This window comes from Pseudomonas fluorescens, from assembly GCF_001648775.1.
Classification (GTDB): Bacteria; Pseudomonadota; Gammaproteobacteria; order Pseudomonadales; family Pseudomonadaceae; genus Aquipseudomonas; species Aquipseudomonas fluorescens_M.
The window spans coordinates 66,624-92,816 of sequence record NZ_LVEJ01000018.1; the positions used below are offsets into that span (position 1 = coordinate 66,624).

At 60.1% G+C, this 26,193-nt stretch carries 18 protein-coding genes; 9 read left to right on the plus strand and 9 right to left on the minus strand.

Annotated elements, in window-relative coordinates; all coding sequences use genetic code 11:
- The 6 genes from A8O26_RS16565 to A8O26_RS16590 all read right to left on the minus strand — a co-directional run bounded on the left by A8O26_RS16565 (position 1) and on the right by A8O26_RS16590 (position 9,460).
- Positions 1-393, minus strand: coding sequence for a protease inhibitor I42 family protein (locus tag A8O26_RS16565; protein ID WP_007916811.1), 393 nt, complete (start codon positions 391-393; stop codon positions 1-3).
- A 265-nt stretch (positions 394-658) separates the two neighbouring features.
- Positions 659-3,076, minus strand: a complete 2,418-nt coding sequence (lon, locus tag A8O26_RS16570) for an endopeptidase La (RefSeq protein ID WP_064118948.1) — start codon at positions 3,074-3,076, stop codon at positions 659-661.
- An 836-nt stretch (positions 3,077-3,912) separates the two neighbouring features.
- A complete protein-coding gene (locus tag A8O26_RS16575) occupies positions 3,913-4,365 on the minus strand; it encodes a hypothetical protein (protein WP_064118949.1) in 453 nt (150 codons plus the stop codon).
- 187 nt (positions 4,366-4,552) lie between these two features.
- Positions 4,553-4,927: a DUF6124 family protein gene (locus A8O26_RS16580; protein WP_064118950.1), complete on the minus strand. Its 375-nt coding sequence runs from the start codon at positions 4,925-4,927 to the stop codon at positions 4,553-4,555.
- A gap of 543 nt (positions 4,928-5,470) precedes the next feature.
- Positions 5,471-7,882 carry a glucose/quinate/shikimate family membrane-bound PQQ-dependent dehydrogenase gene (locus A8O26_RS16585; protein ID WP_064118951.1) on the minus strand — a complete coding sequence of 804 codons (2,412 nt, stop codon included), beginning with the start codon at positions 7,880-7,882 and terminating at the stop codon, positions 5,471-5,473.
- Between the two features lie 216 nt (positions 7,883-8,098).
- Positions 8,099-9,460: a carbohydrate porin gene (locus tag A8O26_RS16590; protein ID WP_064118952.1), complete on the minus strand. Its 1,362-nt coding sequence runs from the start codon at positions 9,458-9,460 to the stop codon at positions 8,099-8,101.
- Positions 9,461-9,760: 300 nt separating this feature from the next.
- Between A8O26_RS16590 and A8O26_RS16595 the strand changes: the two genes are divergently transcribed.
- Together A8O26_RS16595 and A8O26_RS16600 are read left to right on the plus strand one after the other, a co-directional pair.
- Positions 9,761-9,991, plus strand: coding sequence for a VF530 family DNA-binding protein (locus A8O26_RS16595; RefSeq protein ID WP_007916799.1), 231 nt, complete (start codon positions 9,761-9,763; stop codon positions 9,989-9,991).
- Position 9,992: 1 nt separating this feature from the next.
- Positions 9,993-10,631 (plus strand): Pr6Pr family membrane protein, encoded by a 639-nt coding sequence (locus tag A8O26_RS16600; protein ID WP_064118953.1) that lies wholly within the window; start codon positions 9,993-9,995, stop codon positions 10,629-10,631.
- Positions 10,632-10,733: 102 nt separating this feature from the next.
- Here A8O26_RS16600 and A8O26_RS16605 read toward each other — a convergent pair whose 3' ends face one another.
- Positions 10,734-11,516 (minus strand): siderophore-interacting protein, encoded by a 783-nt coding sequence (locus tag A8O26_RS16605; RefSeq protein WP_064118954.1) that lies wholly within the window; start codon positions 11,514-11,516, stop codon positions 10,734-10,736.
- Positions 11,513-12,088 (minus strand): PadR family transcriptional regulator, encoded by a 576-nt coding sequence (locus A8O26_RS16610; RefSeq protein ID WP_053123477.1) that lies wholly within the window; start codon positions 12,086-12,088, stop codon positions 11,513-11,515. Before A8O26_RS16610 ends, A8O26_RS16605 begins: the two co-directional genes overlap by 4 nt.
- Positions 12,089-12,603: 515 nt before the next feature.
- Between A8O26_RS16610 and A8O26_RS16615 the strand changes: the two genes are divergently transcribed.
- The 7 genes from A8O26_RS16615 to A8O26_RS16645 all read left to right on the plus strand — a co-directional run bounded on the left by A8O26_RS16615 (position 12,604) and on the right by A8O26_RS16645 (position 20,899).
- Positions 12,604-13,095: a CS1 type fimbrial major subunit gene (locus A8O26_RS16615; protein ID WP_064118955.1), complete on the plus strand. Its 492-nt coding sequence runs from the start codon at positions 12,604-12,606 to the stop codon at positions 13,093-13,095.
- 111 nt (positions 13,096-13,206) lie between these two features.
- Positions 13,207-15,732, plus strand: coding sequence for a CS1-pili formation C-terminal domain-containing protein (locus tag A8O26_RS16620; RefSeq protein WP_064118956.1), 2,526 nt, complete (start codon positions 13,207-13,209; stop codon positions 15,730-15,732).
- Between the two features lie 4 nt (positions 15,733-15,736).
- The gene (locus tag A8O26_RS16625) at positions 15,737-16,957 is read left to right on the plus strand and encodes a hypothetical protein (protein WP_064118957.1); all 1,221 of its coding nucleotides are present in this window, start codon (positions 15,737-15,739) and stop codon (positions 16,955-16,957) included.
- Between the two features lie 47 nt (positions 16,958-17,004).
- Positions 17,005-17,745 (plus strand): molecular chaperone, encoded by a 741-nt coding sequence (locus tag A8O26_RS16630; RefSeq protein WP_172828171.1) that lies wholly within the window; start codon positions 17,005-17,007, stop codon positions 17,743-17,745.
- A 33-nt stretch (positions 17,746-17,778) separates the two neighbouring features.
- A complete protein-coding gene (locus A8O26_RS16635; protein ID WP_064118959.1) occupies positions 17,779-18,279 on the plus strand; it encodes a CS1 type fimbrial major subunit in 501 nt (166 codons plus the stop codon).
- A 35-nt stretch (positions 18,280-18,314) separates the two neighbouring features.
- Positions 18,315-19,559: a hypothetical protein gene (locus A8O26_RS16640; protein ID WP_064118960.1), complete on the plus strand. Its 1,245-nt coding sequence runs from the start codon at positions 18,315-18,317 to the stop codon at positions 19,557-19,559.
- Between the two features lie 80 nt (positions 19,560-19,639).
- A complete protein-coding gene (locus A8O26_RS16645; protein WP_253756899.1) occupies positions 19,640-20,899 on the plus strand; it encodes a hypothetical protein in 1,260 nt (419 codons plus the stop codon).
- A 48-nt stretch (positions 20,900-20,947) separates the two neighbouring features.
- Here the strand turns inward: A8O26_RS16645 and A8O26_RS16650 are convergent, their stop codons facing one another.
- Complete coding sequence (locus A8O26_RS16650; protein WP_064118961.1) at positions 20,948-26,080, minus strand: NEL-type E3 ubiquitin ligase domain-containing protein; 5,133 nt, start codon at positions 26,078-26,080, stop codon at positions 20,948-20,950.
- Between the last annotated feature and the right edge of the window lie 113 nt (positions 26,081-26,193).

Sequence of the window (26,193 nt, forward strand, 5' to 3'; positions counted from 1 at the left end):
TCAATTCACCGAAATGGCGCAGTCAAAGGTTTCCACTGGCAACACTTCCGGCGCCCACGGCTGTTGCGAAGTCAGGCGCAGACGCCCGGTGCCGGGGGCGAAGGCCTGGAAGCGCCAGGTCGACAAACCCGCTGCGCCGACCACGCCGGCATCTTCCGGATTGCTGTAGACCTCGGGGCTGAGTGCGCGCAATACGCCGCCAGCGGAATCCTGAATGGCCCAGCGATAACCCGTGGTCGGGTTGCTTGGTAGCATGATGATGAGGTTTTGCCCGTTGGTGAGCCGTACGGGGCATTCGCTTTGTTTTTCCACGGTCACGTTGTGTTTCGGTTGCGTGGCGCAAGCGGCCAGCAACGAGAGGGCGAGGGGGAGAAACAGGCGAGTGGGGGACATAAGGTCAGCGGCTCCAGGCGTTCACGACGAACGGCGAGCATAACTGAAGATGAGACAAAGTGTGACAATGCCAAGCCCTCACCCTAGCCCTCTCCCAGAGGGAGAGGGGACTGATCGGGGGATATTGGCGAGGTACGCCGACCTGAGCGTGCGTCAGCGAATCCATAATCGACCCGGTGTTTCAGGTCGGCGCATAGCGCAAGACGGCTCGGTTGGCTCCCTCTCCTGGGGGAGAGGGCTGGGGTGAGGGGCTACGGGCTACCGGTCAGAACAGTACCTTCGCCACATCGGCAAACCGCTTGGCGAAGTGCACGGTAATCCCTTCCTTCAGATAATCCGGCAGTTCCTCAAAATTACCCCGATTCGGCTCCGGCAAAATCAGCTCGAAAATCTTCTGCCGCCGTGCCGCAATCACCTTCTCACGCACTCCGCCAATCGGCAGCACATGGCCGGTCAGCGTCAGTTCACCGGTCATTGCCACGCCTTTTTTCGGCGGCTGATTACGCGCCAGCGAAAGCAGGGCGCTGGCCATGGTCACGCCGGCGCTCGGGCCGTCTTTCGGTGTCGCGCCTTCCGGTACGTGCAAGTGGACGAAAGCCTCATCGAAGAATTTCGCGTCTCCGCCGAACTGTTTCAAGTGCGAGCTGACGTAGCTGTAGGCGATCTCCGCCGATTCCTTCATCACATCGCCGAGTTGCCCGGTGAGTTTGAAACCGCGATTGAGCGTGTGAATCCGCGTCGCTTCAATCGGCAAGGTTGCGCCGCCCATGCTGGTCCACGCCAGACCGGTAATCACGCCGGTGCCGGACAACACTTGTTCATTGCGGAACACCGGATGACCCAGTGACGCTTCGAGATCTTTCGGTCCGAGCTTGATCACCGCTTTCGGGTCGTCGATCAGTTTCATCACCGCTTTGCGCACCAGTTTGCCCATTTGTTTCTCGAGCTGGCGCACGCCGGCTTCACGGGCGTATCCGTCGATCAGGGATTTGAGGGCGCTGTCGCTGATGCTCAGGCTGCCCTTGGACACACCGGCCTTTTCCAGCAATTTCGGCCACAGGTGACGCTTGGCGATGGCGACTTTTTCTTCGGTGATGTAGCCCGACAGGCGAATCACTTCCATGCGGTCGAGCAACGGGCCTGGGATCGAATCGAGGGTGTTGGCGGTGCAGACGAACAGGACTTTAGACAAGTCCATGCGCAGGTCGAGGTAGTGGTCGAGGAATTCGACGTTCTGTTCCGGGTCGAGGGTTTCCAGCAGCGCCGAGGCCGGATCGCCCTGGTAGCTCTGGCCCATCTTGTCGATCTCGTCGAGCATGATCACCGGGTTCATCACTTCGACATCTTTCAACGCCTGCACCAGTTTGCCCGGCTGTGCGCCGATGTAGGTGCGGCGGTGGCCCTTGATCTCGGCTTCGTCGCGCATGCCGCCGAGGCTGAAGCGGTAGAACGGCCGGCCGAGGGATTCGGCGATGGATTTGCCGACGCTGGTTTTACCCACGCCCGGCGGGCCGACCAGCAGCACGATGGAGCCGCTGATTTCGCCTTTATAAGCACCGACGGCGAGGAATTCGAGGATGCGATCCTTGATGTCGTCGAGGCCGGCGTGGTGTTTGTCGAGGATTTTGCGCGCGTGCTTGAGGTCGAGTTTGTCCTCGCCGTACACGCCCCACGGCACCGAAGTCGCCCAATCAAGGTAGTTGCGGGTCACCGCGTATTCCGGCGAGCCGGTCTCGAGGATCGACAGTTTGTTCATTTCTTCTTCGAGGCGCTTCTGCACCTGCGCCGGCAGGACCTTGCCTTCCAGACGTTGCTCGAACTGTTCGAGGTCAGCGCTGCGGTCGTCCTTGGTCAGGCCGAGTTCCTGCTGGATGACCTTGAGTTGTTCCTTGAGGAAGAACTCGCGCTGATGCTCGCCGATCTTACGGTTAACTTCCGCCGAGATTTCTTTTTGCAGGCGCGCGACTTCGACTTCCTTGCGCAGCATCGGCAGGACTTTTTCCATGCGCTTGAGCATCGGCACGCAGTCGAGCACGGCTTGCAGCTCGGGGCCGGTGGCGGAGGTCAGGGCGGCGGCGAAGTCGGTGAGTGGCGACGGATCGTTGGGGCTGAAGCGGTTGAGGTAGTTTTTCAGCTCTTCGCTGTACAGCGGGTTGAGCGGCAGCAGTTCCTTGATTGCGTTGATCAGCGCCATGCCGTAGGCCTTGACCTCGTCGGTCGGCTCGGTGGGCTGGTGCGGGTATTCGACTTCGACCAGGTACGGTGGGCGGTGGTGTTTGAGCCAGGTTTTGATGCGCACACGGCTCAGGCCCTGGGCGACGAATTGCAGTTTGCCGTTCTCGCGGCTGGCGTGGTGGACTTTGACCAGCGTGCCGTATTGCGGCAGGGCGCCGGTGTCGAAGTGGCGCGGGTCTTCCTGGGGCGTGTCCATGAAGAACAGGGCCAGGGAGTGGTGTTCGGATTTGCTGACCAGTTCGAGGGTTTCGGCCCAGGGTTCTTCGTTGACGATGACCGGCAGGACTTGGGCCGGGAAGAACGGGCGATTGTGGATCGGGATGATGTAGACCTTGTCCGGCAGGTTCTGGCCAGGCAGGGCGAGGCCTTTGCCGGAGGAGGTGTGTTCGATGTTTTCGGCTTCGGTGTAGTCGTCGGGGTTTTCCGGGAATTCTTGCTGGTCGCTCATGGGGCACCTGCGCAATGGGGTATGGGTCTTAGATGGGGCAGGGGCTGGGTGGTTTCAATGGGGGGCGGTGTTTCTGATTGTGTGTTCAGGGTTTTGACAGGGTTCACGCTTTGGGCTTGGCGGCCTCTGGGCCGACCATGTTCTTGGGGGTTTGGGGGGATATCCGTTTCTTCGGTAACGGCTTCTTAGGGTTTCGCCCTTACGGCGACTCACTTTTTTGACAAACGCCTCAAAAAAGTAAGCAAAAAAACGCTTGCTCCTGCGTGCGGCCCGCTCGCTGGGGCTCGGGGTTCCTTCGCTGCGGGATCGATCCGGGGGCATCGCCTCCGGTTTGCTGCGCTGCACCTCCTCTCGATGTGTTTGGCTGCGCCAAACGGTCGCTGCGCTCCCACCCCCGGATCAATCCCTGCGCTCAGCCTTCCGATGTCGCCCTACAGATCAAGAGCTGCAGCCGAGCTAACGCTCATCCTGTTGAGTGGTGAGGAGCACAGCGTGGCCGGCTTTTGATTTGCGTTGGATTCGCCCCTCACCCCAGCCCTCTCCCGAGGGAGAGGGGGCCGATTTGTGGGCTTTTCAAGATTTTCGTTCAACGCGGTATCGCACGTCGGCGTAGCTCTCCCAAACACCTCGATCAGTCCCCTCTCCCTCTGGGAGAGGGCTAGGGTGAGGGGCTTTTGATCTGTTTCAAACCTGAGTTCGACACGGTATCGCACGTCGGCGTATCTCTTCGAAACACCACAGTCAGTCCCCTCTCCCTCTGGGAGAGGGTTAGGGTGAGGGGCTTTTGATTTTTTTCACGGTCTGCATTTGGGTACGGGTTTGCCTGACCAAGATCATTACAACGGCCACGTCAGTTCCTGAAGCAGGAAGAACCCATTACAGGTGAGTTCACGCGTGTCATTCGTCTGGCGTGCCTTGCCGGCCAGCTTGAAGTCGTTGAAGGCATATCGATATAGGTTGGGATTGGGTTGAGTGACCGCGATGGTTGAAGAGGATGTCATTTCATATTCATAGACCTGGGTGCCCCGTTCGGTAACGACGCTTTCAGAGTAGTCAGGTGTGGAAGGAATCAGCAGGTTGCGAAACGACAGGTAAAGGTACCGTTTGCTCGATAAGCCATCGTTATGCCGGAAGGAAAAGTCGTAACCCCCCAACGGATTGAAAGACACCAATATGGCTGTCGTCGTGTAGCTGGACAGATCTAAATAGGTACCGCCAAGAGTGCCTTTCACATCAACGGTCAGTGACCCGAAAGTGAAGACTGCTGGGGACGCTTTTGGATTTGTCATGGGTGCTTCCTTGCCTGATTGGGTTGGAGAAGGAAGTCTGAGAGAAACGGCATAAACAGGTAACTGTCACATCTGACAGGTTTTTATGCCTGTTCGTGATGATGCCCTGTGAGGCGAGTTATATAGGCCCTGCTCGCGAAAGCGGTGGGTCAGTCACCACGCCTTCGCGAGCAGGCTCCCACAGGGGTTAGTTGTGCGCGGAAGGTTGGGGGATTTCGTGGTTATCCAGCACCTGATTCACCGCCAGTTCGGCGAGCATGATGATTTGCTGGATCGCCAGCACCGTCCGTCGCTGCGGGATGTCGATGTAGGCGGCAATGTCGCTGGTCATCAGGCTGGCCTGTGCCAGTGATTCGCAGGCGTGGACCAGCAGGCTTTCGTTGTCCTGATCGGGGGCGACCTGGAACATGGTGCTGGGTTTGTGGAAGCGCAGGGTTAAAGCGTTGGGTTTGAAGTAGTGGTCGAGGGCGCGTTCGGCGGCTTCGTGGAATCGCTTCGAGCCGGGGAATTCGTAGGGGGTGGTGTCTTCGGTTTCTGGCGGATTGGGTGTTGGCTTTTTCATAGTGACGCTCCGAATGATAAGTGGGGCTGTCACTCTCAATCACCGCGACGCGACTGAGGGTGGCAGCTGTACGCGGGTTCGCGGACCGAGCCATTCGGCAATCTCGGCATACCCGAAGGTATCCCGCGCACAGCCACCATCAAACCAAACAACAAGCGCCTGAGCGCTCCGGTCTGGGCCGGCGATTATGCATCAAATCGAATGAACTGCTCGGGCCGCGACGCCCGTTCGCTGAATTTGCAGCGACACCCAGAGCCTATCCAGCCGATTTCCGAGGCACAACCGACGCGACTTGTCGGAAAACTCCGCGCCACTTTCAACGTCTGTAGGACGAGTACATTTCCCACAGACAAACACTTTTCAACCTGTGGGAGCGAGCTTGCTCGCGAAAGCGCTGTGTCAGGCACCGTAGATGTTTAACGTGCTGACGCCTTCGCGAGCAAGCTCGCTCCCACAGGGTTCTCCTGTGGATGCAGAAATGGCGTGCACAAAAAAGGCGATGCCCCTTGCGGGACATCGCCTTTGTTTTACCGCCGCTACAGCTTATTCCGGCAGTTTGTAGGCAATGATGTAGTCGCCCATCTTGGTGCCCAGCGAGCCGTGACCACCGACAACCAACAGGACGTATTGCTTGCCGTCCTTGCCGGTGTAGGTCATCGGGGTCGCTTGACCACCCGCCGGCAGACGCGATTTCCACAGCTCTTTACCGCTGTTCACGTCGTACGCGCGCAGGTACTGGTCGAGGGTGCCGCTGAGGAAGCCGACGCCGCCCGCAGTCACCATCGAGCCGCCCATGCTCGGCACGCCCAGGGTGAAGCCGATCGGGATTGGCGAGCTGTCGCGGCTGGTGCCGTTTTTGCGTTTCCATACGACTTTGCCGGTGGTCAGGTCGATACCGGCAACGTAGCCCCAGGCCGGGGCCTGGCACGGTACGCCGAGTGGCGACATGAACGGGTGCATGATCACCGCGTATGGGGCGCCAGTGTTCGGTTGCACGCCAGCGGTTTCGCTTTCGCGTTTGCTGCCGGCGGCGACTTGCTCGCGTGGCACCATTTTCGAAACGAAGGCCATGTAGTTCGGGCTGGTGAACAGCATTTGGCGAACCGGATCGACCGAAACGCCGCCCCAGTTGAACACGCCGACGTTACCCGGGTAGATCAGGCTGCCCTGTTCCGACGGCGGGGTGTACTGGCCTTCATAACGCAGTTCTTTGAACTGGATGCGGCACAGCATCTGGTCGAACGGGCTCGCGCCCCACATGGCTTTTTCGGTCAGTTCCGGGGCCAGCAGGTTGAGGTCCGAACGGGCCTGGGTCGGTGCGGTGTGGTCGCCTTTGACGGCGCCTTGCGGTACCGGGATTTCCTTGATCGGAATGATCGGCGTGCCGTCACGACGGTCGAGGACGTACAGGCTGCCCTGTTTGGTCGGGGCGATCAGCGCCGGTTTGACGCCGTCGGCGGTTTTCATGTCGAGCAGGGTTGGCTGGCTGCCAACGTCCATGTCCCACAGGTCGTGGTGGGTGAACTGGTAGTTCCAGCGCACTTTACCGGTGGCCAGGTCCAGGGCGACGACGCCGGCGCTGAATTTCTCGGCGCCCGGGGTGCGGTCTGCGCCCCACTGGTCTGGGGTCTGGTTGCCCAGTGGCAGGTAAACCATGCCGAGTTTTTCGTCGACGCTGGCCAGCGACCACATGTTGGCCGAGTTGCGGCTGTAGGTTTCGCCCGGTGCCAAAGGCTCGGTGGCGTCTGGCTTGTCGCTGTCCCAGTTCCATACGAGGTGGCCGTCGCGCACGTCGAAGGCGCGGATCACGCCCGATGGCTCGTTGGTCGATTCGTTGTCGGTGACGTGACCGCCCATGATCACCAGATCACGAGTAATCGCCGCTGGCGAGGTGGAGTAGTAGCCACCAGCGGTGAACGGGCCGATGCCTTGGGTCAGGTCAACCACACCGTTGGTGCCGAAGCCTTCGCAGATTTTGCCGGTGTCGGCGTTCAAGGCGATCAGGCGGGCATCAGCGGTTGGCAGGTACAGACGACGCGGGCAAGCCTGAGCAACGGCTTTGCCGGCTTCGGAAATCACAGCCGAGGCTGCGTTTTCAGTTTTCGCGTAAGCCGCTTCGTCGTAGTACGACACGCCACGGCAAGTCATGTGGGCGAAGCCTTTGAAGCCGACCGGGCTCTTGATCTGCGGGTCGAAGCGCCACAGTTCTTTGCCGGTGTCCGGATCCAGTGCCAACACTTTGCTGTGCGCGGTGCAGGCGTAGACCATGCCGTTGGCTTTCAGCGGGGTGTTTTCGTTGGTCAGTTCAACCGGGTCATCAGCGGTCGGCAGGTCGCCGGTCTGGATGCGCCAGGCTTCTTGCAGCTTGCCGACGTTGGCCGGGGTGATCTGCTTCAGCGGCGAATAACGGTCACCGAATTCGGTGCGGCCGTAGGCCTGCCAGTCGCCATCGGGCATCGCTGGTGCGGTGCTGGTGGTGTCAGCGGTGTCGCGGCCCAGTTCGCCGAAGGTTTCGCCCGGGTGGGTGAACAGGCTGATCAGCGCGGTGAGACCGGCCAGAACCACGGCCACAGTCAGGCCGCGAGTGCCCATCGGCGCCGGGCCGTCAAGCAGCAGCGGACGACGGAACCACGGCAGCAACATCACGAAGCCGAGGACGAACCACAGGGCCAGACGTGGCACCAGTTGCCACCAGTCCAGACCGACTTCCCACAGCGCCCAAACGGTGCTGGCAAACAGGACGATGGCATACAGGCCCAGCGCCGCACGACGGCGCAGCAGCAACAGGATGCCGCTCAGCGCAATGCCGATACCGGCCAGCAGGTAGTACAGCGAGCCGCCGAGCATGCTCAGCTTGACCCCACCGGCCAACATGGCCAGGCCCATCAGTAGAAGCAGAATGCCGAGCAGGCTCGGTAGCAAACGGCCCCGACTCGAAGCACTTTCGGTGCTCATAGTGTGATTCTCCGTGACGTTTTATGTAGTCCCGCGCTGTAGTCACTGTAGATGACGATTTGGCGTGGGCATGGTTCAGATAAAAACTTGTCTAGCTAACGAATTTCATGTGGGAGCGAGCCTGCTCGCGAAAGCGCTATGTCAGACGACTTCTTTGGTGAAGTTGAAATTGCTTTCGCGAGCAGGCTCGCTCCCACATTGGGGTTCAGTGGTTCTTTAGAACGACGACTGGATCTTGATCCCGCCGATCAGGGCGTCGTCGACGTTGTTCACGCCACCGGGGTGGCGGATGTATTGCAGGTTCGGGCGTACGGTCAGCCAGTTGGTCACGTGCACGCCGTAATACAGCTCGGCGCTGTATTCGGTGTCTTGCGGCGGCAAGTAGGACGGATCGTCGTAGTCGTAAACCGCGTTGGCCTGATTGCTCGCCTCGGCGTTTTTGCGGAAGGCCGGGTTGACGTGCACGCGGGCGAGGGCGAAACCGATGTCGTCCTTGGCGCGCGCGTCGAACGGGCCTTTGTAGGTGATGCCGGCCTGCACGTAGTTGTCGATCGCGTTGGTTTTCTTGTCGTGCATCGTGCCGTTGGCGAATACGCTCAAGCCGCGGCTGTTGTCGCTGGCAACGCTGGTGACTTGCTGCTGGATGCCCAGCCACACGCCGTGTTTGCTCGACGCGCTGCGATAGGCTTCGCCGCTCAGCGCTGCCGGTTGGCCTTGGCTGTCTTTATAGACGTCGCTGGCCTTGGCATTGCTGTAGTAGTAACCGGCGCGGTATTCGCCTGGCAGGCCGTTGAATTTCGGCGTCCACACCAGTTCGATCGGCAGGATTGCGCCCTGGGTGCCGCTGCCGCTGAGTTTGAAGCCGTTGCCGCGATCGAGGTTCGACGGGTTCTGCTCGTAGGCGCCGACCTGCGCATACAACTCTGGCGTCAGGTGATATTTGACGCGTAGCGCCCATTGGCTGACCGGCCAGTTGTACCAGATGCCGCCCACCCAGTTGCCGACCTGCGAGCCGCAGAACGCGAGGTTCTGGAAGTCGCACGGGAAGCTGTTGAAGTCTTCGCCTTCGCCGAAACGGCCGACTTTGATGTCGAGTTTCTGATCGAAGAATTTCTGCTGATACCACATCTGCGTCAGCCGCGTGGTCTGGCCACGGCCCCAGACTTCCTGCGCCGAGGTGAAGCCGCCAACGCGCGGATCGTTGATGCGGTCGTTGCTGATGTTGTTGCCGCTGCGTTTGGTGATGGTCAGTTGAAACTCGGCGTCGTCCCAGCCAAGGATCTTTTGCAGGTCCAGGTGTGTACCCAGGCCGAACTGATCGCTGTAACGCGCGGTGCGGTCGTGGTCGTAGCCGCCGTGCAGGTTGCTGCCCATTTCGCCGGTGTAATCGAGCTTGAAGTCGTAGCCTTTTTCCGAGAGTTCGGTGCGCGTGCCGTTCCAGTCACCGAGCATGTACGGTGATTCACTGTCGAACGCGGGCGCCGCTTGGGCGCAAGTGGCGAGGCCCAGGGCGGTGCAGCCGCCAAGGGTGCGCAGAGCTAAGATAGCGCTGTCTCGGGAGAAGGAAAAATCGGGCATGGCTAAGTCTTTTTTTGGTGTTTTCGGGGTGCGGGCTGAGTGCTTCAATAAGTCGCAGGCAGTGAAGCGATTCAGCGGAAGGGCGGCAGGATAATGATCTGTTACAAAAAGACAAAGGCCTTTTGTGAACATGCAGCGTTTCGGATTCGGTAACAGTGCGGCAAACGGGCGCATTGTGAGCCGGGTCGTGGCCTGCGATCTTTCCGGGTTGGCCTACATTTGAAGGTAGGCCTTCCACCCAACCAGCCCCTCGGCTAAGGTGCGCGGCTTCTGCATTTTCACTTCGCCCAAAGGCCTGGCATGAACGAACAAACCCCCGATCCGCTGCACGGCGTCACCCTTGAACAAATCCTCAATGCACTGGTGAGCCATTACGAATGGTCGGGGCTGGCCGAGCGCATCGATATCCGCTGCTTCAAGAGCGACCCGAGCATCAAGTCGAGCCTGACGTTCCTGCGCAAAACCCCGTGGGCACGTGAGAAAGTCGAGCGTCTGTACGTGAAGTTGATGCGCACCAAGCGACCGCTCTGACATGGACGCCGGTTGGCGCCGTCGCCTGATCACCTGCGCAGCCGTATTGGGCTGGGCCGGATTGGGCATTCAGCTGTACCTGATTTTCTTCGCACGCTTGAGTATCGGTGCCAGCCTGTTGGGCGGGCTGGTGAGTTTTTTCAGTTACTTCACGATTCTGACCAACACGCTGGTGGCGACGGTGTTGACCTGCGCCGTGAGCGAGCGCGAATCCGCCGCGCGCCGCTGGTTTTTGCAGCCGTGGGTGAGCAGTGGGATTGCCGTGAGCATTGCGGTGGTCGGGCTTGCGTACAGCCTTTTGCTGCGGCATTTGTGGCATCCCGAAGGTTGGCAATTTATTGCCGATGAACTGCTGCACGATGTGATGCCGCTGCTGTTTCTGGGCTATTGGTGGGTGTGCGTGCCCAAGGGCACGTTGCGCTGGTGGCATCTGCCGCTGTGGCTGATTTATCCGTTGGTTTATTTCATCTACGCCTTGCTGCGCGGGCATTTGCTCGGCGCGTATGCGTATCCGTTCATTGATGTGGCGCTGTTGGGTTATCCACAGGTGCTAGTCAATGCCGGGGGGATATTGCTGGGGTTTTTGGTGATTGGGTTGGCGTTGATTGGCCTCGATCGCTGGCGGTCAGTACGAAGTTAAAGTTCTATGTGGGAGCGAGCATGCTCGCGAAAGCGGTTCGTCAGTCAGTATTGAGGCGACTGATCCGCCGTATTCGCGAGCAAGCTCGCTCCCACAGGGATATCACGCTTCTTCAGATCCTTCGGCGCGCCAGTAGCCGACGGCTTTGATCAGTTGCTCATCCAGCCCGTGCTCATCGATCAGCACCCGGCGAATCTGCCGTGAAACTTTCGTTTCGGTCGCCACCCACGCATACAGATTGCCCTTGGGTACCTGCAACTGCTTCACCGTGGTCAGCAGATTGTCCTTGCCGCCTTCGCGCAGCACCCAGATCACATTGACCTGCGCCGCACTCTCCAGCACTTGCTGCTCGGCACCGTTTTCCACTTCGATCACCACCAGCGCCTTGCGATTGGCCGCCAGGCCTTCGAGGCGACGGGCGATGGCGGGCAGGGCGGTTTCGTCGCCGATCAGCAAATAGCTGTCGAAAATATCCGGCACGATCATCGAGCCGCGCGGCCCGCCGATGTGCAGAAATTGCCCCGGCGCGGCTTGCTCGGCCCAGGTCGATGCAGGGCCGTCACCGTGCAGGACAAAATCGATATCCAGTTCCAGCGCATCGAGGTCATAACGGCGCGGCGTGTAGTCGCGCATTTCGGGCGTCGGGCCGTCGTTCTTGCCACCGAGCACCATGGTTTCGAGCGCCGCCGTCTGTTCGGCGTTCTGCGGGAACAGCAGTTTGACGTGATCGTCCGTGCCCAGGCTGATGAACCCGGCCAGTTGCGGCCCGCCGAGGGTGATGCGGCGCATGCGCGGCGTCAGGTCGACCACACGCAACACCTCAAGCTTGCGGCGTTTGATTTCGTGCATCACGCGGTGAATGGTTTGGGTATCGACTGCAGTCATTCGGCTTTCTCCGAGGCAGGTTGAACGGCAGGGCCGTCGACGATGGCTTTGGCGGTGTCGTTGAGCAGGTCACGCACCCGCAGGATTTCTTCCGGGCTCCAGCGCCCGTGGTGCATTTGCAGGGCGTGGCGCAAGTTGTGCACCGCCTCATGAATTTCTGCCGGCCGGTCATGGCCGCGCAGTGAGCGTTTGCTGACGTCGATGCGCATGCGCACGCCGTCGAGGGCAACGGCTTGTTCGCTCAAGGACAAACGTCCGGCCTCGGTGACGCTGTAGCGTTTTTTGCCGCCCTCGGCGTCGCCGGCAATCAGGTCGCTTTCTTCCAGAAAGGTCAGCGTCGGGTAGATCACGCCGGGGCTCGGGCTGTAGGCGCCGTCGAACATGCCTTCGATCTGGCGGATCAGATCGTAGCCGTGGCACGGCTGTTCGGCGATCAACGCCAGCAGCAGCAATTTCAAGTCGCCGGGGGCGAATACCCGTGGGCCACGGCCGCCGCGTTCGCGTCCGGGCCGCTTTTCAAAGCCGTCACGGCCGTCGCCATGCTCGCGGTGGGGGGAATGATGGTCTCTCATTTCAGTCTTCTCTCGTCGTGTTTAGATACAACTTAAGATATATCTTTACGCCATGACAAGCGCTTTTTCCCCGGCCGTGCATTCGCCAGACCAGCGGCGATTCGCTGCCCGAACCTGTTGCGCAAGCAAGACGCAACCTCACAGATCAGACTTTTATCAGCGCTATTTACAACTACAAAGTTAAAGCTTTAACTCTATTGGTGTTTGAGTTATTACTCTATAAGTTGCAAGTGGGCGTATTTACTGGCTGAAGTTGCTGTATGGTTTTTTCAGTAAAACTGTCTGTAGGGCGCAACTTACAGTCATCGTTTTATATTTGAGTTTTTCGGTATTTTTTCTTTCTGGTCATGGGGTTGTTTAACTACAAGTTCTTAGGAAGTTACTTGCTTACTTTCCAGAGTGAACAGCCGATCATGCCTCGGCGTTGAAAGCTCAAAACAACACCGGTGCCAAGCAGGTAGGCGTTGTTTGAACTTTCAATGAATCTTTTCACTAAAGAAAACAGGTACTGACCGATGTTCAAGAAACTCGTAATCGCTGCACCTCTGGCCTTCCTGGCGCTGAACTCTTCGATTGTTTCGGCAGCGGGTGAAGCCAACCACTCCATCAGCCTCATTGCCCACGTACCGACCAACGGTTTCTACGTTGTGCCTGTCGATCCGGATCTGGTTAACAAGGACCAGGACATGAGCTATCAGCCGAGCACCGGCAAGATGGGCGAAGTCAACGGCTTCTTCGATGTGCGCAACAACAACGGTTCGGTTCACGCCAGCCTGGAAAGCCAGCCAAAGCTGATCGCCGGCAACGCCTCGATCGATCTGCAAGTGATGCTCAACAACAAAGAACTGACCCTGACCCCGCAAATGGTCGTGGGCGAGGCTGAATCGGACGTCAACTTCCGTGCGCCACTGAAAATCGCCGCCAAGGGCAGCAACTTCCAGCCGGGTGATTACACCGGTTCCGTAGCGATGATCTTCGATGCGGTAGCACCGGTTGGCACGTTTTGATCGCGTGATCAGGCGTTAAGCGCTGGCTTTCACCGCCCGCGCTCACCGGCGGGGCCGGCTGCATGGCCTGCCCCGTCGGACTTCCATTGATTGAAATCAGAGTACGAGTTCATGTTCCCGATGACACCCATCGCGGCTGCGCTTGCGCTGATGTTTTGTGCCAGCGCAGCGGCGGCTCCCGATACCGCCAGTTCGACACCGCGAAGTCTGTTGGCGCAGGCCAAAGGCTTGCCGGCGGATTTCGAGGAGCATTTTTTTGATGTGCCTCTGGCTGTGCGGGTGGAGCTCGATCATCAGCCGCTGGGGGAGGCCATGGTGGTGTTGTCGCGCGATGACCGCATTACCTTGCTGGAATTTACCGACACCAGCGACAACCGTTTCGGCGCGGCCGAGCGGGAAAAGTGGGCGGCTTATCTGAAAACCGGCGTGGCGTTGGGCAATTGCACGGGCTCTTGTCCGGATCAGGTGCTGGCCGTGCACTACAACCTGGAGGAGTCGCTGGTCTCGATCCTCACCGAAAACGCTGAACGCGATGTGCAAGCCAAGCGCTTTCACGAGCAGCCCGATGGCGGCAGCCACGGTCTGATGGTGCGCAATCAGCTCAACCTCAATGGCGGGCAGGATCAGGACCTCGGTGGTCGTTATGGTCTGGAAGCCAGCGGCAGCCTGGGCAACTGGAGCCAGACATTCAACATGCAACTGGCGCGCCTCGGCGGCCCGGACGACAAGCTCTATCGTGCGGTGCACGAGCTGTACACCCAGCGTGAACTGCAAGGCAGTTTTTTCCGCCTGGGTTATTTCACCCCCAATTCCGAAGGGCTGACCCGCCAGCCGCGTACGTTTGGCACCAGCCCCGACACCGCCGTCGGCCTCATGTACGGCAGCTCCGACAGTCTGGCGATCAACAGCCCGATGCCCAGCGTCTATCCGATTTATGTCACCGCCAACCGCCAGGGTTCGGTGGAGATCTATCGCGATGGCCTGTTGATCAACACGCAATCGGTGCCCGCCGGCTTGCAGACGCTCGATACCCGCCCGCTGCCCGGCGGCATCTATGAAGTGGAAGTGCGCCTGATCGAAGACGGTCAGATCACTTCCACCACCCAGGAGCTCGTGTACAAGCCCAGCAACTGGCGCAACCTTGACGAGCGCTGGCGCTACAACCTGTTTGCCGGCGAGGAAAGCAAACTGTTGAGCAACTGGGACACCCAGTCCAGCGGTAGCCCGACGGCTGGCGCCTCGATCAATTACCTGCTGCACCCACGGGTGATTCTCGGCCTGTCGGCGCGGCAGATCCGCGAAAAACTGCAATACGGCAGCTCCATCGACTGGACGCTGGCCAATCATCTGAGCGTGTATGCCAACGTCTACCAGACCGAAGACCACGGCACCGGCATGGATCTGCAAAGCCTTTATAACTATGGCGCCGGCAGTCTGATCTTCAGCCACAGTCGCGCCTGGCTCGACACCACTGACACCTATGACACGCTGCCGGACGGTACGCGGGTGCGGCAACGTAATGTGTTCGTCGGTCAGACCAGTAACTCCTCGCTGGCGCTCAACCACCGTTTGAGCAGCAAAAACTCGCTCAACGCCCGCGTGGCGCACAGTGAAGGCAACGTCGAAGGTGTCGGCGTCGATCTGGGCTGGACGCGGCGCACCGATCTGTTCGGCAGCGATGTCAGTTGGCGCCTGTCGCTGTTTGATCGGCCGGGCAGTTACAGCAGTGGCGATGCGCGTAATCGCGGGGTCGACTTGAGCCTGAACATGGCCCTCGGTGCGCCCGGCCAGCAACTGACCGGCAGCATCGGTTCGCGGACCGCCCGGGATGGCAGTCGTGACAACAATGCGTCGCTCGGCTGGCGCAAGGACTTCGCCGACCACATGCTGCAAAACGTCTCGGTGACAGCGCTCACCGACACCTACGGCGTGGGCATGTCGAGCCTGGCGAGTTTTCGCACCGACTCGGTCAATGGCGATGGTTTTGTCCAGCGCTCGTCCTACAACGGCAACTTCACCGGTGGCTTGAACCTCGACAGCACGCTGGCCATCGGCGGGCAGCAGATGATGCTGACCAGTGCCTATGAAATGCGCGGCGCCGGGCTGATCGTCGACGTCGAGTCAGACATCGAAGGCATCGCTCTGCGCGCAGACGACTTCAGTGGCGGCAGCGCGGCGTTGAAACCGGGGCGTAATTTCATCCCGATCACGGCGTATCAAAACAGCTCGGTGAGTTTCGACTTTGAAGGCAACCACGTTCCGGCCGCGACCATTGAACCGTCGCGCAGCCGTTATCACCTGAACAAGGGCGGGGTGGAGTACCGCAAGGTGCGGGTGATGAAAACCTTCACCGTGCTCGGTCGCCTGATCGACCCGCAGGGCAATCCGCTCAAGGGCCACCACGTGATCAACCACGCCAGTCGCGGGGTGACCGAAGTCGACGGGTTTTTCTCGATGGAAATGAATGCCGGCTCGCCGACGCTGGAAGTGCGCCAGGGCAATCAGTTGTTGTGTCAGTTCCGCCTCGACGCGAGTCGTCATCGCAGCGAAAACAACGTGCTGATGATCGGCGACTTGCGCTGCACACCGGACACGCTGGCCGATCTCTCCTCTACCGAGCAGAAGGCGGCGGGGTGAAGCGATGAAAAAAATCACGCCATGCCTGGGCTTGCTGGCGGCACTCAGCCTGCCGACGGCGGAGGGCGCCAACATGGAAATTCGCGCGCTGTTTCAACCCGATCCGTCGCAACCCGGCAAAAATGTGTTCGTCAACAAAACGCCCAACAGTGGCTATTGCGCAAGCTACCCGGCGGAGTGCGCGGCGAACAACATGTTCAGCATTCAGTTACCGGTGCGTTTTGACGCCAAACGAGGCCTCCAGGCCGGTGACAGCATCACGCTGAAGGCGCCTGCCAACTGGCGACAGTTGACGGTCACCAACAAGGACACTCAGGAAACCGAGATAGTCGAAGTGCGCATCATCGGCATGGGTTCCGATTTCATCCTGAACCAGCCGGCCACCGAGCTGACCGGCGAAACGGTACCGGTGACCGCGCACCAGAAGCTCTGGACCAGCAGTTCCTGGGTCAATGCCCCGGCGCCCTGTTTGTACAGTGGCGTCGGCTGGTTTGGTGCCAGCTCATACCGGTTTTTCTGGAAAACGCCGGTGGAGGCGGCGTGTACCAAAGTCGCCGCGTTCACCATCCCCCACATGAGTTTCAGCACCCTGGATTTTGCCTATGAACTGCGCACGCCCAATCCTCTGGGCATGTCGAGCGGGCTGTATACCGGGCAACTGACTTATACCCTCGGCCCCGGTGGCGATTTCGATCTGGGGCCAGTGTTTAACCCGGACGACAACAGTCTGACCCTGGATTTTGTGCTGGATGTGCAGCACACCTTGAAGGTCGACCTGCCGCCCGGTGGCAACAAGGTCAGCCTTGAACCCGAAGGCGGCTGGCGCAGCTGGATCGACAGCGGCCGCAAGCCGACCCGGCTGTACCGCGACCAACTGTTTTATATCTCGGCGTCGTCGCGTTTCAAGGTGCAGATGAGTTGCGAGATCGACGGGCTCTTCGATTGCATGGTGCGCGACCCGGTGAGCCAACGTTCCGCCGCCGTGCAACTGAGCATCAGCCTGCCCAACGGCTTGATGGGGGTGGATGGGCAACCGGTCAAGCGCACCTATCTGCGTAGCGGGGAGGTGAATGCGATTCAGGTGGTGCCAAGTACTTATGTGGACCGCAAACCGGGCGTTCTGCATTTCGAGATGCCACGGTCTTACATCGATTTGATCGTGCAGCCCGGGCTGGGCGGCAGCTACAGCGGCAACATCACGGTGATCTGGGACTCGGAAGCATGAACTTTCGGGCGCGACCTATTTTCTTTTTCTGGGAGTTCAAGATGGTGATGCGTGGTTTTTTGCTGGGCGCGCTCAGTGTGTTGTGCATGACGGCGCAGGCCGGGCCGCAGATCAATGTCGGCACGGTGTACGACTATCTCGATGGCGATAAAAGTACCTACCTCAAACGGATCTTCAACAGCGGTGACAGCACCGCGTTCGTCAAGGTCAACGTCTTGGAAATCGTCTATGGCGCCGACGGCGTGCCGCAGGAAATTCCCGTCGCCGCGTCAACCGATGGCACCTCGCGCAACGGCGTCATGGCCAGCCCGGCGCGGTTGATCGTGCCGGCCAAGGGCATGCAAGGCACACGATTGTTGTACCTCGGCGAACGTGACACCGAGCGTTATTTTCGCGTGCGCTTCGTCCCGGTGGTGCCGGAAAAGGAAGACGACTTCGTGGTCAGCAACGACGAGCGCGAGGAATACAAAAAGACCCTGTCCGCCGGGGTCAACGTGATGACCGGCTTCGGCACGATTTTCTTCGTGCGGCCGAAAAACGTGCGTTACGACACCGCCATCAATGACAGCGCCAACCGCTACGAACTGCGCAATAACGGCAATACCGTGCTGGTCGTCGATGAGTTCAAGAGCTGTTCGCTGAGCAACGAAAACGACTGCGGCCCGACCACCAAACACCATGTGCTGGCCGGCAGGAGCTTTGCTTTCGATAAGGACAAGGGCCGGGAATACCGCTTCATCCTGGTGGAAGGCGACAGCAAGAAAAACCTCAAGGTCGCCGGCCGCTAGTGCGGCTGGCCATTGACGCAACAGGTATCGAACATGATCAAGCAATGGACCGTTGCCGCGATGGCGGCAGTGATCGCACTGATGGGGTCTGTGAGTTGGGCCGCCCGCGAAGAACATACCTTCGAGGTGTCGGTGACCATCCCCACCCGCGCGTTTTATGTGATACCGGTGGAACCGGACTGGATTCACCGCGAGCAGCGGCTGAACTGGAACACCGCCACCGCCAACCTCAGCAGCGTGCGCAAGACTTTCGACGTGCGCCATGACACCAGCGCGATCGAAGCGCGGCTGGAAGCGCCAGCCTACCTGTCCAATGGCAAAGCCGAAGATGACATCCATTTGCGGGTCAGCTTCAACGGTGTGCTGTTGAGTGCCGACAGCGTGCCGCAGGAAGTGGTCTCGGCGGCGGACGCTGCGAGCGGTTCACGGGTGATGCTGGAAATCGTCCCGGTGAAACCCGCCGACGGATTTCGCGCAGGCGATTACCGCGGCAACGTCCTGCTGCAGTTCAACGCCCGGGCGCCAGGCGCATGAGACAGATATTGCGAACCCCTTTTTGGAGAACGCCTGTGAGTTTTTCAGACACCCTCGCGCGTGGTTCATGGATCGGCTGTCTGCTGGCTTTGGTTGCTGGCGCGGCATCGGCTGAAGTGCATCACATTGAAGCCACGTTCGAGCCGGATTTTGCCAATCCGCAACGCAATCAGTTCAAGAACCAGACGCCGTCCGAAGGCTTTTGTCGCCAGGTCCCTGCAACCTGTGAAGCCCTGGGGCTCTTCAGTCTGATTGCCAAAATACCGTTCGCCGCCAACGCCCCGATCAAGGCTAATCACGCCGATCCCAGGCAAGGCGGGATGGCCAAAGTGCCCTCCGACTGGCGCGACGTCACCGTCACGCATGCTTCTGGCGATACTCGGTTAGTGCAACTGCGGATCGCCGGTGTCGGCCATGAAGCCGGGTTCCCGCTGCCGGTCAGGCAGTTGACCGGAGGCGGCTGGTGGGGCGATTTATGGGAGGGTGGCGCGTGGGTGTATGCCCCGCCGCCGTGCATCGGCGTGGGTACATCTACGGCGGGAGAACAGGGTTACAACAGTTTCTGGCGGGTGCCAGAAGGCGCCGGAACCTGTAGTAAACGAGCGCTGTTCGACATTCCACTCGGCATGAACTATCAGTATTTCGTCTACGCCTACGAACTGCGCACACCCAATCCGTTGCAAATGGAAGCGGGCGACTACACCGGAACGACCACCTACACGGTCGGCCCCAATATGGATTTCGACATGGGCGATGTGCTGCTTCCGAGCGATTCCCTGTTGACCCTCAATTTCCATCTCAAAGTCACCCACACGATGAAGGTCGACATCCCGCCGGGCGGCAATCGCGTGTTGCTGGAACCCAATGGCGGCTGGCAGTCCTGGCTCGATCAGGGGCGCAAGCCGACTCGGCTGTTTCGCGATCAGACCTTCAATATCTCCGCGTCCAGCCGTTTCCGCATAACCATGGAGTGTCAGTACTACAGCGGTGTCAATTGCGCCTTGATGGATCAGCGGATCCAGGACTCGGTGCCGCTGGAGATCAGCGTGACCTTGCCGACGGGCCTGATGGATCCCTCGGGACAACCGGTGAAGCGCCGCCGACTGTTGCGCGATGGCTCCGGCACCGAGCTGTTTCAGCCGGGCCACTATGTGGATCGCAAACCCGGCACGCTGCATTTCGAAGTCGCTCAGGGCGCGGTCGAGCAAATGCTCATTCAGGGCTCGGGCCGTCACTATGCCGGCAACGTCACCATCGTCTGGGATTCGGAGGTGGGATGAGGCCAGTCCCAGGCACCAGATGCGTGAGAAGGCTCCCCGTAAACCGATGGCTTGAATGTCGTATCAGGAGATCGCAATCAATGAATCACATCGTCAGGCCACATTGCGCGTTGATCAAGGGCGGGGCCGTGATGGGTTGGCTATTCGCGCTGCTGGCCACGCCAGTGATGGCCGAGGTGCACAACATCTATGCCACGTTCGAGCCCGACTCGAGCAACCCGCAAAAAAACCAGTTCAAGAACCAGACACCGTCGGAAGGTTTCTGCCGTCAGGTGCCTCAGGCGTGTGAACCGTTTGGGCTGTTCAGCCTGATTGCGCACATTCCGTTTACTGCGATTGCGCCGATTCAGGCCCATCATGCCGACCCGCGCCAGGGCGGTATGGCGCAAGTACCGTCGAACTGGCGAGACGTGGAAGTCACCCATGAATCGGGCGACAAAAAGGTGCTGCAGTTGCGCATCGCCGGGATTGGTCACGAAGCCGCGTTTCCGCAGCCGGTGGTGAAATTGACGGGCGGTGGCGGTTGGGACGACTTATGGGAAGGGCGCGGCTGGATTTACGCGCCCCCACCTTGTCAGGGCGTGGGTTGGAGTACGGTGGGCACGCAGGGTTACAACAGCTTTTGGCGCGTGCCTGAAGGCGCGGGTGTCTGTGCGAAGAAGGCGCTTTTCGAGATTCCATTGTCGATGCGCTATCTGTACTTCGTGTATGGCTATGAGCTGCGCACGCCCGATCCGTTGAACATGCAAACGGGTTCCTACACGGGGACGACCACCTACACGGTGGGTCCCGGTCTGGACTTCGACATGGGCGATGTCATGCTCCCGGCCGATTCGCTGCTGACGCTGAATTTCTCGCTGGAGGTGAGTCACACGCTGAAAGTCGATCTGCCGCCGGGCGGTAATCGGGTGTTGCTGGAACCCAATGGCGGTTGGCAATCCTGGCTCGATCAGGGCCGCAAGCCGACGCGCCTGTTTCGCGATCAGACCTTCAATATCTCCGCGTCCAGCCGTTTCCGTATGAGCATGCAGTGTCAGTACTACAGCGGTGTCAATTGCGCCTTGATGGATCAGCGCATCAGTGATTCGGTGCCGCTGGAGATCAGCGTGACCTTGCCGACGGGCCTGATGGATCCCTCGGGACAACCGGTGAAGCGCCGCCGCCTGTTGCGCGATGGCGCGGGTACCGAGTTGTTTCAGCCGGGCCACTATGTGGATCGCAAACCCGGCACGCTGCATTTCGAAGTCGCTCAGGACGCGGTTGAGCAAATGCTCATTCAGGGCTCGGGCCGGCATTACGCCGGCAACGTCACCATTGTCTGGGATTCGGAGGTCAACTGAGGCAACGGGGCCGGGCGCGTCAGGCCCGGCCCCGCAGCCAGTCGAAGGTCAGATTCCGGCGTCCGCCATTGCCTGTCGGGTCAGGGTTCTGCCCAAGGCTTTGCGCGCTTCGGTGATGCCGTCGAGCAAGCGGTTGTACAGTTCGTCACTCATCGGTTTACCGGTAAACACTTCCCGCTCAGGGACATTCAGCGCACGAGCCAGTCGCTCCAGATTGGCTTTATGCCCGGCCAGCGCCGTCGGTTCCTTGAAGCTCGCCCAGGCCTTTTGCGCTTCGCGCAGATCCTCGAGCAGACCGAGTTGTTCGTCGATGTGCTGATCGTTTTGCGCGAACCGCTGCGGATGCGACTCAAGCAAATGCTGCTCCCAGAATGGATCCTCCATTAACCCGTTCATGCGATCGATCAAGCCATTGCCCTGCTCCTCGCCGAGGATCTTGTTGTAAGCACTGTCGATGTCAGCCTGGCTGATATCGGCCGTGTCGCTATAGAGCATGTCCTGCGACTGCCAAGGCAAGTCCAGGCGTATGGCGAGCCCGGTTTCGTAGGCCAGATGCACTTCAACTTCATCCGGAGGGTTGCGGCGCTGACCCCTCGTAAACGCTGACTGTTGCCGCTTGATCTGGTCTCTGGCGATGTCGCCGATGCTTTCCAGCCGTGCGGCGCTTTTTGCCAGTCTGACCAGCCGGGCCTGGCGTTCGGTGAAGGACAGTGACTCGGCCCTGGCCTGCGACACCAGCACCCTCATGCCCATATTGTTGAACAGTTGGGAGCCTGCATCACCGCAGGATTCCGGGGCTCTGGCCTGCTTGAACAACTCCTCGCGCAAGGCGCTGTCCTGCGCCGCTGCCTCGACCATTTGCCAGACCCGTTGGGTCAGTAATTTGCGCGAGGCGGCGTAGCGGTAGTCCTTGCTTTCGCGCTGTTTGCGGATGAGGCGGAAAAAACCTTCCGAACCCGGTTCCGCCAGTACGTCCTGCCAGGACTGCGCGCGGTAATTGCCCAGGCCGGGAGCGCCGGCCAGAAACACCCCGGTGTCCTCCGCCGGCGTCCAATACGTCAGCTCGCGGGCCGTCGACTTTTTATAGACTTGTTCGGCGGCGAGGCCGACCGAACGGCGATAGTCGGCAAAATTCACTTTGTCGACGTCACTCAGGCTCGACAGGTCCAGGCGGGTGCGGGCGACGATAAACGCGTGATCGGAACCTTTGATCACCTCCGGCAGGCTGTCGATCGGACAACCGCTCAGATCGAGGTAGAAACCGCGTCGACGGTTTTTCGGCCCGGCGGCGTCGTAGAACAGCCCCGGCGGCCATTCACTCAAACCGCTATTGCTCAGGCTGAGAACTCTGAGGCGCGGCATGCGTGCGACATCGGGCGGACGTTGCAGCGGATTGTTGTCCAGCCGCAGGGTTTGCAGGCGCGTGAGGTGGCGCAATTGCTCGATGGCTTGGCTATTCAGGGAAATGTGGTTGTCGCTCAGGCGCAAGGTTTCCAGTTGACGCAAGCGGCCGATGGCGTGCGGCAGTTCGGTCAGGTCGCACTTGCGCGCACTCACATGACGCAGATTGGGCAAGTCGTTCAGCAGACCGTTGCTACCGCTGGAAAAGTGGGCCCGGTCGAGGGTGATTACGTTGATCTGATCGAGGTACTTCTGGATGCCGGGCAATTCGCGCAATTTAGCCCACCAGCGATCCAGATTCAGTTGGCCGAATTCCGAAGACAGGTCGAGGGTGTAGCCGCCCTCCGGATGAACGCTGCGTTTGTCGAAGGCCTCGCTTTCGCGTTCGAAACACTCAAGCAACTGCTCTTTGATGGCCTGTCCGCCATTGCGATTGAAGTCATGCAAGTCAGCGAGGGACTGCGGGGTGTCGTGCCCGGAACTGTTCGGTAGCAAACGCTCGCGCCAGTTCTCCAGAAGCGTGCGCAACTCATCGAGTTCATCTTTGAGGCGGGTGATCGCCAGATCGGGATCGCCCTTGCTGCGCAAAGCTTCAACGAAAGCCTGCACCTCGTGTGTGCTCATGCTCGGGTAAAGCTTGCTGACCCGTTGCTCCGGCGTGGTGGCCGTTTTCGACAGCCATGGGCCGCGAACCAGCGTCTCGGTGGCAAAGGGCAGCACTGGGGCGATCGGCGGTTCTGCCAACACGCTGCGGCGATCAGCCGGGGCTGCGGATTTTTCCATGATCCATGCCTTGAGCAACGGGCCATGTCCGCGTCGGTAGCCCAGGGTGTCGAGTGCTTCGTCCGGCAGTGCATACAGCATCGCCTGGTAGAAATCACCGGCGGCGTAGAGTGGCTGATTGGCCTCGTCGAGCACCGCGTAATGGCCATGCTCATCGCGAATCAGGCGTCTGACGAGCGCAGCGTCCTCGGGCCCGGCACGGCCGCGCAACTCACCGTCATAAGTGCCGTTACGCACTTCGATGCGTAAATCACCGAAGCTGTTTGTGTGGTATTTGAGCGTGTTGAGCGCCAGGCGCTCGGTGTCGGCGGTCATGCGTGGCGGCTGATAAAAACCATCGTAGGCACGTGCCGTGGCCGCTTCGAAGTCGATGTCGCGGGCCTGGGTCTTGATCCGCAATGGCAGACGGTTTTCATCACTGATGCGTTGCAACTCGGCCGCCCTGGCCTGGCGCAGGAGTTTTTCCGCGGCGCTGAGCGGCAGCTCGGGAAAGGCCTGGCGCAGGACCTGCACGTCGATTTTGCTCGACCTTTCGCTGGCCTGGTATACGCGTTTTGCCAGCTCGGCGCGTTGCCCGACGACCGCGTTCGCCAACTGTTTGCGCAAGGCCCGGACGCGCTCGTCTGCGGCGATGTCGCGGCCCAGCAGGGTCTCGATCTGCGATTCATCGAGAAACCCCAGAACACGCTCCGGCAAGCGGCCAGAGGTCAGCTGCGACAGACTGATGTTCAGGGTCTCGCCGGCGGTGGCTGCCGGGTTGCCATATTGGCGCGATGGTCCGCCAAGGTCGGCGTTTTCGAATACCTTCAGCGCGCATTCTTTCGGCCATCCCGAGAGCGATGTCAGGATCGGCTCGAACCACACCGAAGCTGCATCGATCGGCAGGCCATCGCGAATATTGGCGCCGGCAGCCTGCACGTCGTCGTAGGCACTGAAGCGTTTGATGGCATCGCTGAGCAGGGGCGGCGGCTCGGCATTGGCGCTGTACATGTGTCGCAGGGCATCGTCTGCAGTGCCGCTGCTGATGCGGATCTGCTCACGCTCGGTCGCGGAAAAACGCGCCACGCGATGGCCGAGGCGGCGCATCAAGGTCGGGCTGTCCCACTCGAGCGGGTTCTCGCCTTCATGCACCCAGGCACCGTGGCCGTTGTGTTCGATTTTCGGCGAGTAGGCAGTGGGCCGGCGCGGATGCTTGATCCGGTGCGTGGTGGAGAGCGTGACGTCAGCGGGTTTTTCCAGGTGGTAAAGCTTGCCTTCCAGCGGCAGCAGGGTTTTCTCGGCGTGTTGGTGCAGGCCGTGGTGGTCGGGTTTCGATGCCGACGGCAGGGCGAGTGTGTTTTGTTCGTACGGGCTCAGGTCGGGGTGCCACAGGCGCGTCTTGCCGTCCGCCAACCTGACCGGCTGCATGCCGTCGACCAGTGCTGACAGCTTCGGTCGTAACAGCGCACCGAGCTCGGAACCGGCCTGAAAAGTCGCCAACTGAATGATGTCGGTGACCACGCTGAGCACATGCGCGGCGGCTTCACTGGCCAGGCCCTCGGCGAGATCGACCACGCCTTCGATCACGTCGCTGGTCAGTTGATACGCGGTGTAGGCCATCATCAATTCGCCCAGCCCCGGCACGAACGGGGTGGCGATCAACAGCGCGGCATTGAAAATGTCCGAGACGATCTGCTTGAAATTGTCCCACCACGCCCAGCGCGCCAGCGCGTCGGTGTCGGCGGTGGACACGGCGATCTGCCGCGCATCGTTGAGGATTTTGTTGAGCTTGTTTTGGTAAACCTGTTGCCACACATCCGGGCCCAGATAGACCTGGCGAAATTGCAGGTTCGGCGTCGCGACGGGCTCTTTGCGCCAGGTCGGTCGCTGATCGCTGCGCTCGGATTTCTCGTGCCATGTCGTTTTGTACAGACGTTGCTCAAGCTCGGCGAAAAAGTGCCCGCGATCTTGTTGGTCGACGAACTGTGCGAAGAACTGCCGATAGCTTTGTTCCGCCGAGGCACTGACCTTGTCCTCGCGCAGTTGCCGCGCCAGTTCGTCGATGAACTCGGCAGGCGAGGCGTATTCCTTGAGTGGGTGGTCAGGGTCGTGCGGGACATAGACGATCACCCGGCGGATACCGCGCTTGTCCAGTTTCGCCGGGATCAACAGCACAATGCCGGTCAGGCGCTTTTCCAGCATCGACAGTTCGCAGCAGTGCATTTCCCGGCGCTGGTTGAGCAACAGCGGGGTTTTCCCGGCGAGCAGATCCAGCACCAGTTTGTAGGCGTCGTATTGAATGTCGCCCTTCAACAGGGCCATTTCGGCAGCGAAGGCCAGGGCATCTTGCTGGCTCTGGATGACCTCGGTTTGCAGCACCGCTGCGGCCAACGGTTCACCGGGCAGCAGGTAATTGGCGAGGTGCCGTTGATATTGCGCACCGATATCCAGCTCCCGGCACAGCGCTTGAAACTGGTCGATGGGCATTGTGTCCTTGAGCGCGATGACGTCGAAGCGCCCGTCCTCTTTGTCGGGTTCGGTGATGTATTGCGAGTCGGCGTCCACGCGCTCTGTTTGCGCGAAGTTATGCAACGCCGCTTGCAGCAGAGAAACCGTTCGGGTGGTGCTGCCACCGGTTACATCGAGCGCGTACCAGGGCAGCGTTTTCGGCAGGTAAAGGCGCAGGTAAGTGGTGTTGACGTCATGCTCGACGCCGAAGCGTTCCTTTAACCTGGCCTGGAGCAAGGGCGCGGCAAATTTTTGCAGATCCGCCGCGTTGCCGAGCAAGCGGTCGACCTTGCCTTGCGAGGCCCAGGTCTTGAGGTTGGCGGCTTGCAGTTTGTCGTGCTGGCGGGCGGTCGCCATGGCGTACCACGGATCGATTTTCAGCGGCGTTGCCGCCAATGCCACGGCCCGATCAAGGCTGGCGCGGGTGAAGGTTTTGTCGAGGGAATGTTTGATCAACGGGTAGTGCCGACCCTTGAATTCATCCGGGGTGGGCGGCGTGGAAACAGACATGGCAATCATCCTTGAGTGCGTGTTCGGGACGATCAGCCTATCGGTCGCGGCTCAAAACAAAAGACTAAACATAGGCAACGAAACGGCGCTTATCGGCGCCAATCCGTCGAATA

Excerpts from the sequence above, each read along its gene's own strand:
- A8O26_RS16630 (WP_172828171.1), top strand. The coding sequence starts at position 17,005 with ATGCGTGGTTTTTTGCTGGGCGCGCTCAGTGTGTTGTGCATGACGGCG.
- A8O26_RS16595 (WP_007916799.1), top strand. The coding sequence starts at position 9,761 with ATGAACGAACAAACCCCCGATCCGCTGCACGGCGTCACCCTTGAACAA.
- A8O26_RS16585 (WP_064118951.1), bottom strand. The coding sequence starts at position 7,882 with ATGAGCACCGAAAGTGCTTCGAGTCGGGGCCGTTTGCTACCGAGCCTG.
- A8O26_RS16605 (WP_064118954.1), bottom strand. The coding sequence starts at position 11,516 with ATGACTGCAGTCGATACCCAAACCATTCACCGCGTGATGCACGAAATC.
- A8O26_RS16610 (WP_053123477.1), bottom strand. The coding sequence starts at position 12,088 with ATGAGAGACCATCATTCCCCCCACCGCGAGCATGGCGACGGCCGTGAC.
- A8O26_RS16600 (WP_064118953.1), top strand. The coding sequence starts at position 9,993 with ATGGACGCCGGTTGGCGCCGTCGCCTGATCACCTGCGCAGCCGTATTG.
- A8O26_RS16645 (WP_253756899.1), top strand. The coding sequence starts at position 19,640 with ATGAATCACATCGTCAGGCCACATTGCGCGTTGATCAAGGGCGGGGCC.
- A8O26_RS16575 (WP_064118949.1), bottom strand. The coding sequence starts at position 4,365 with ATGACAAATCCAAAAGCGTCCCCAGCAGTCTTCACTTTCGGGTCACTG.
- A8O26_RS16620 (WP_064118956.1), top strand. The coding sequence starts at position 13,207 with ATGTTCCCGATGACACCCATCGCGGCTGCGCTTGCGCTGATGTTTTGT.
- A8O26_RS16635 (WP_064118959.1), top strand. The coding sequence starts at position 17,779 with ATGATCAAGCAATGGACCGTTGCCGCGATGGCGGCAGTGATCGCACTG.
- A8O26_RS16650 (WP_064118961.1), bottom strand. The coding sequence starts at position 26,080 with ATGTCTGTTTCCACGCCGCCCACCCCGGATGAATTCAAGGGTCGGCAC.
- lon (WP_064118948.1), bottom strand. The coding sequence starts at position 3,076 with ATGAGCGACCAGCAAGAATTCCCGGAAAACCCCGACGACTACACCGAA.
- A8O26_RS16615 (WP_064118955.1), top strand. The coding sequence starts at position 12,604 with ATGTTCAAGAAACTCGTAATCGCTGCACCTCTGGCCTTCCTGGCGCTG.
- A8O26_RS16590 (WP_064118952.1), bottom strand. The coding sequence starts at position 9,460 with ATGCCCGATTTTTCCTTCTCCCGAGACAGCGCTATCTTAGCTCTGCGC.
- A8O26_RS16565 (WP_007916811.1), bottom strand. The coding sequence starts at position 393 with ATGTCCCCCACTCGCCTGTTTCTCCCCCTCGCCCTCTCGTTGCTGGCC.
- A8O26_RS16580 (WP_064118950.1), bottom strand. The coding sequence starts at position 4,927 with ATGAAAAAGCCAACACCCAATCCGCCAGAAACCGAAGACACCACCCCC.
- A8O26_RS16625 (WP_064118957.1), top strand. The coding sequence starts at position 15,737 with ATGAAAAAAATCACGCCATGCCTGGGCTTGCTGGCGGCACTCAGCCTG.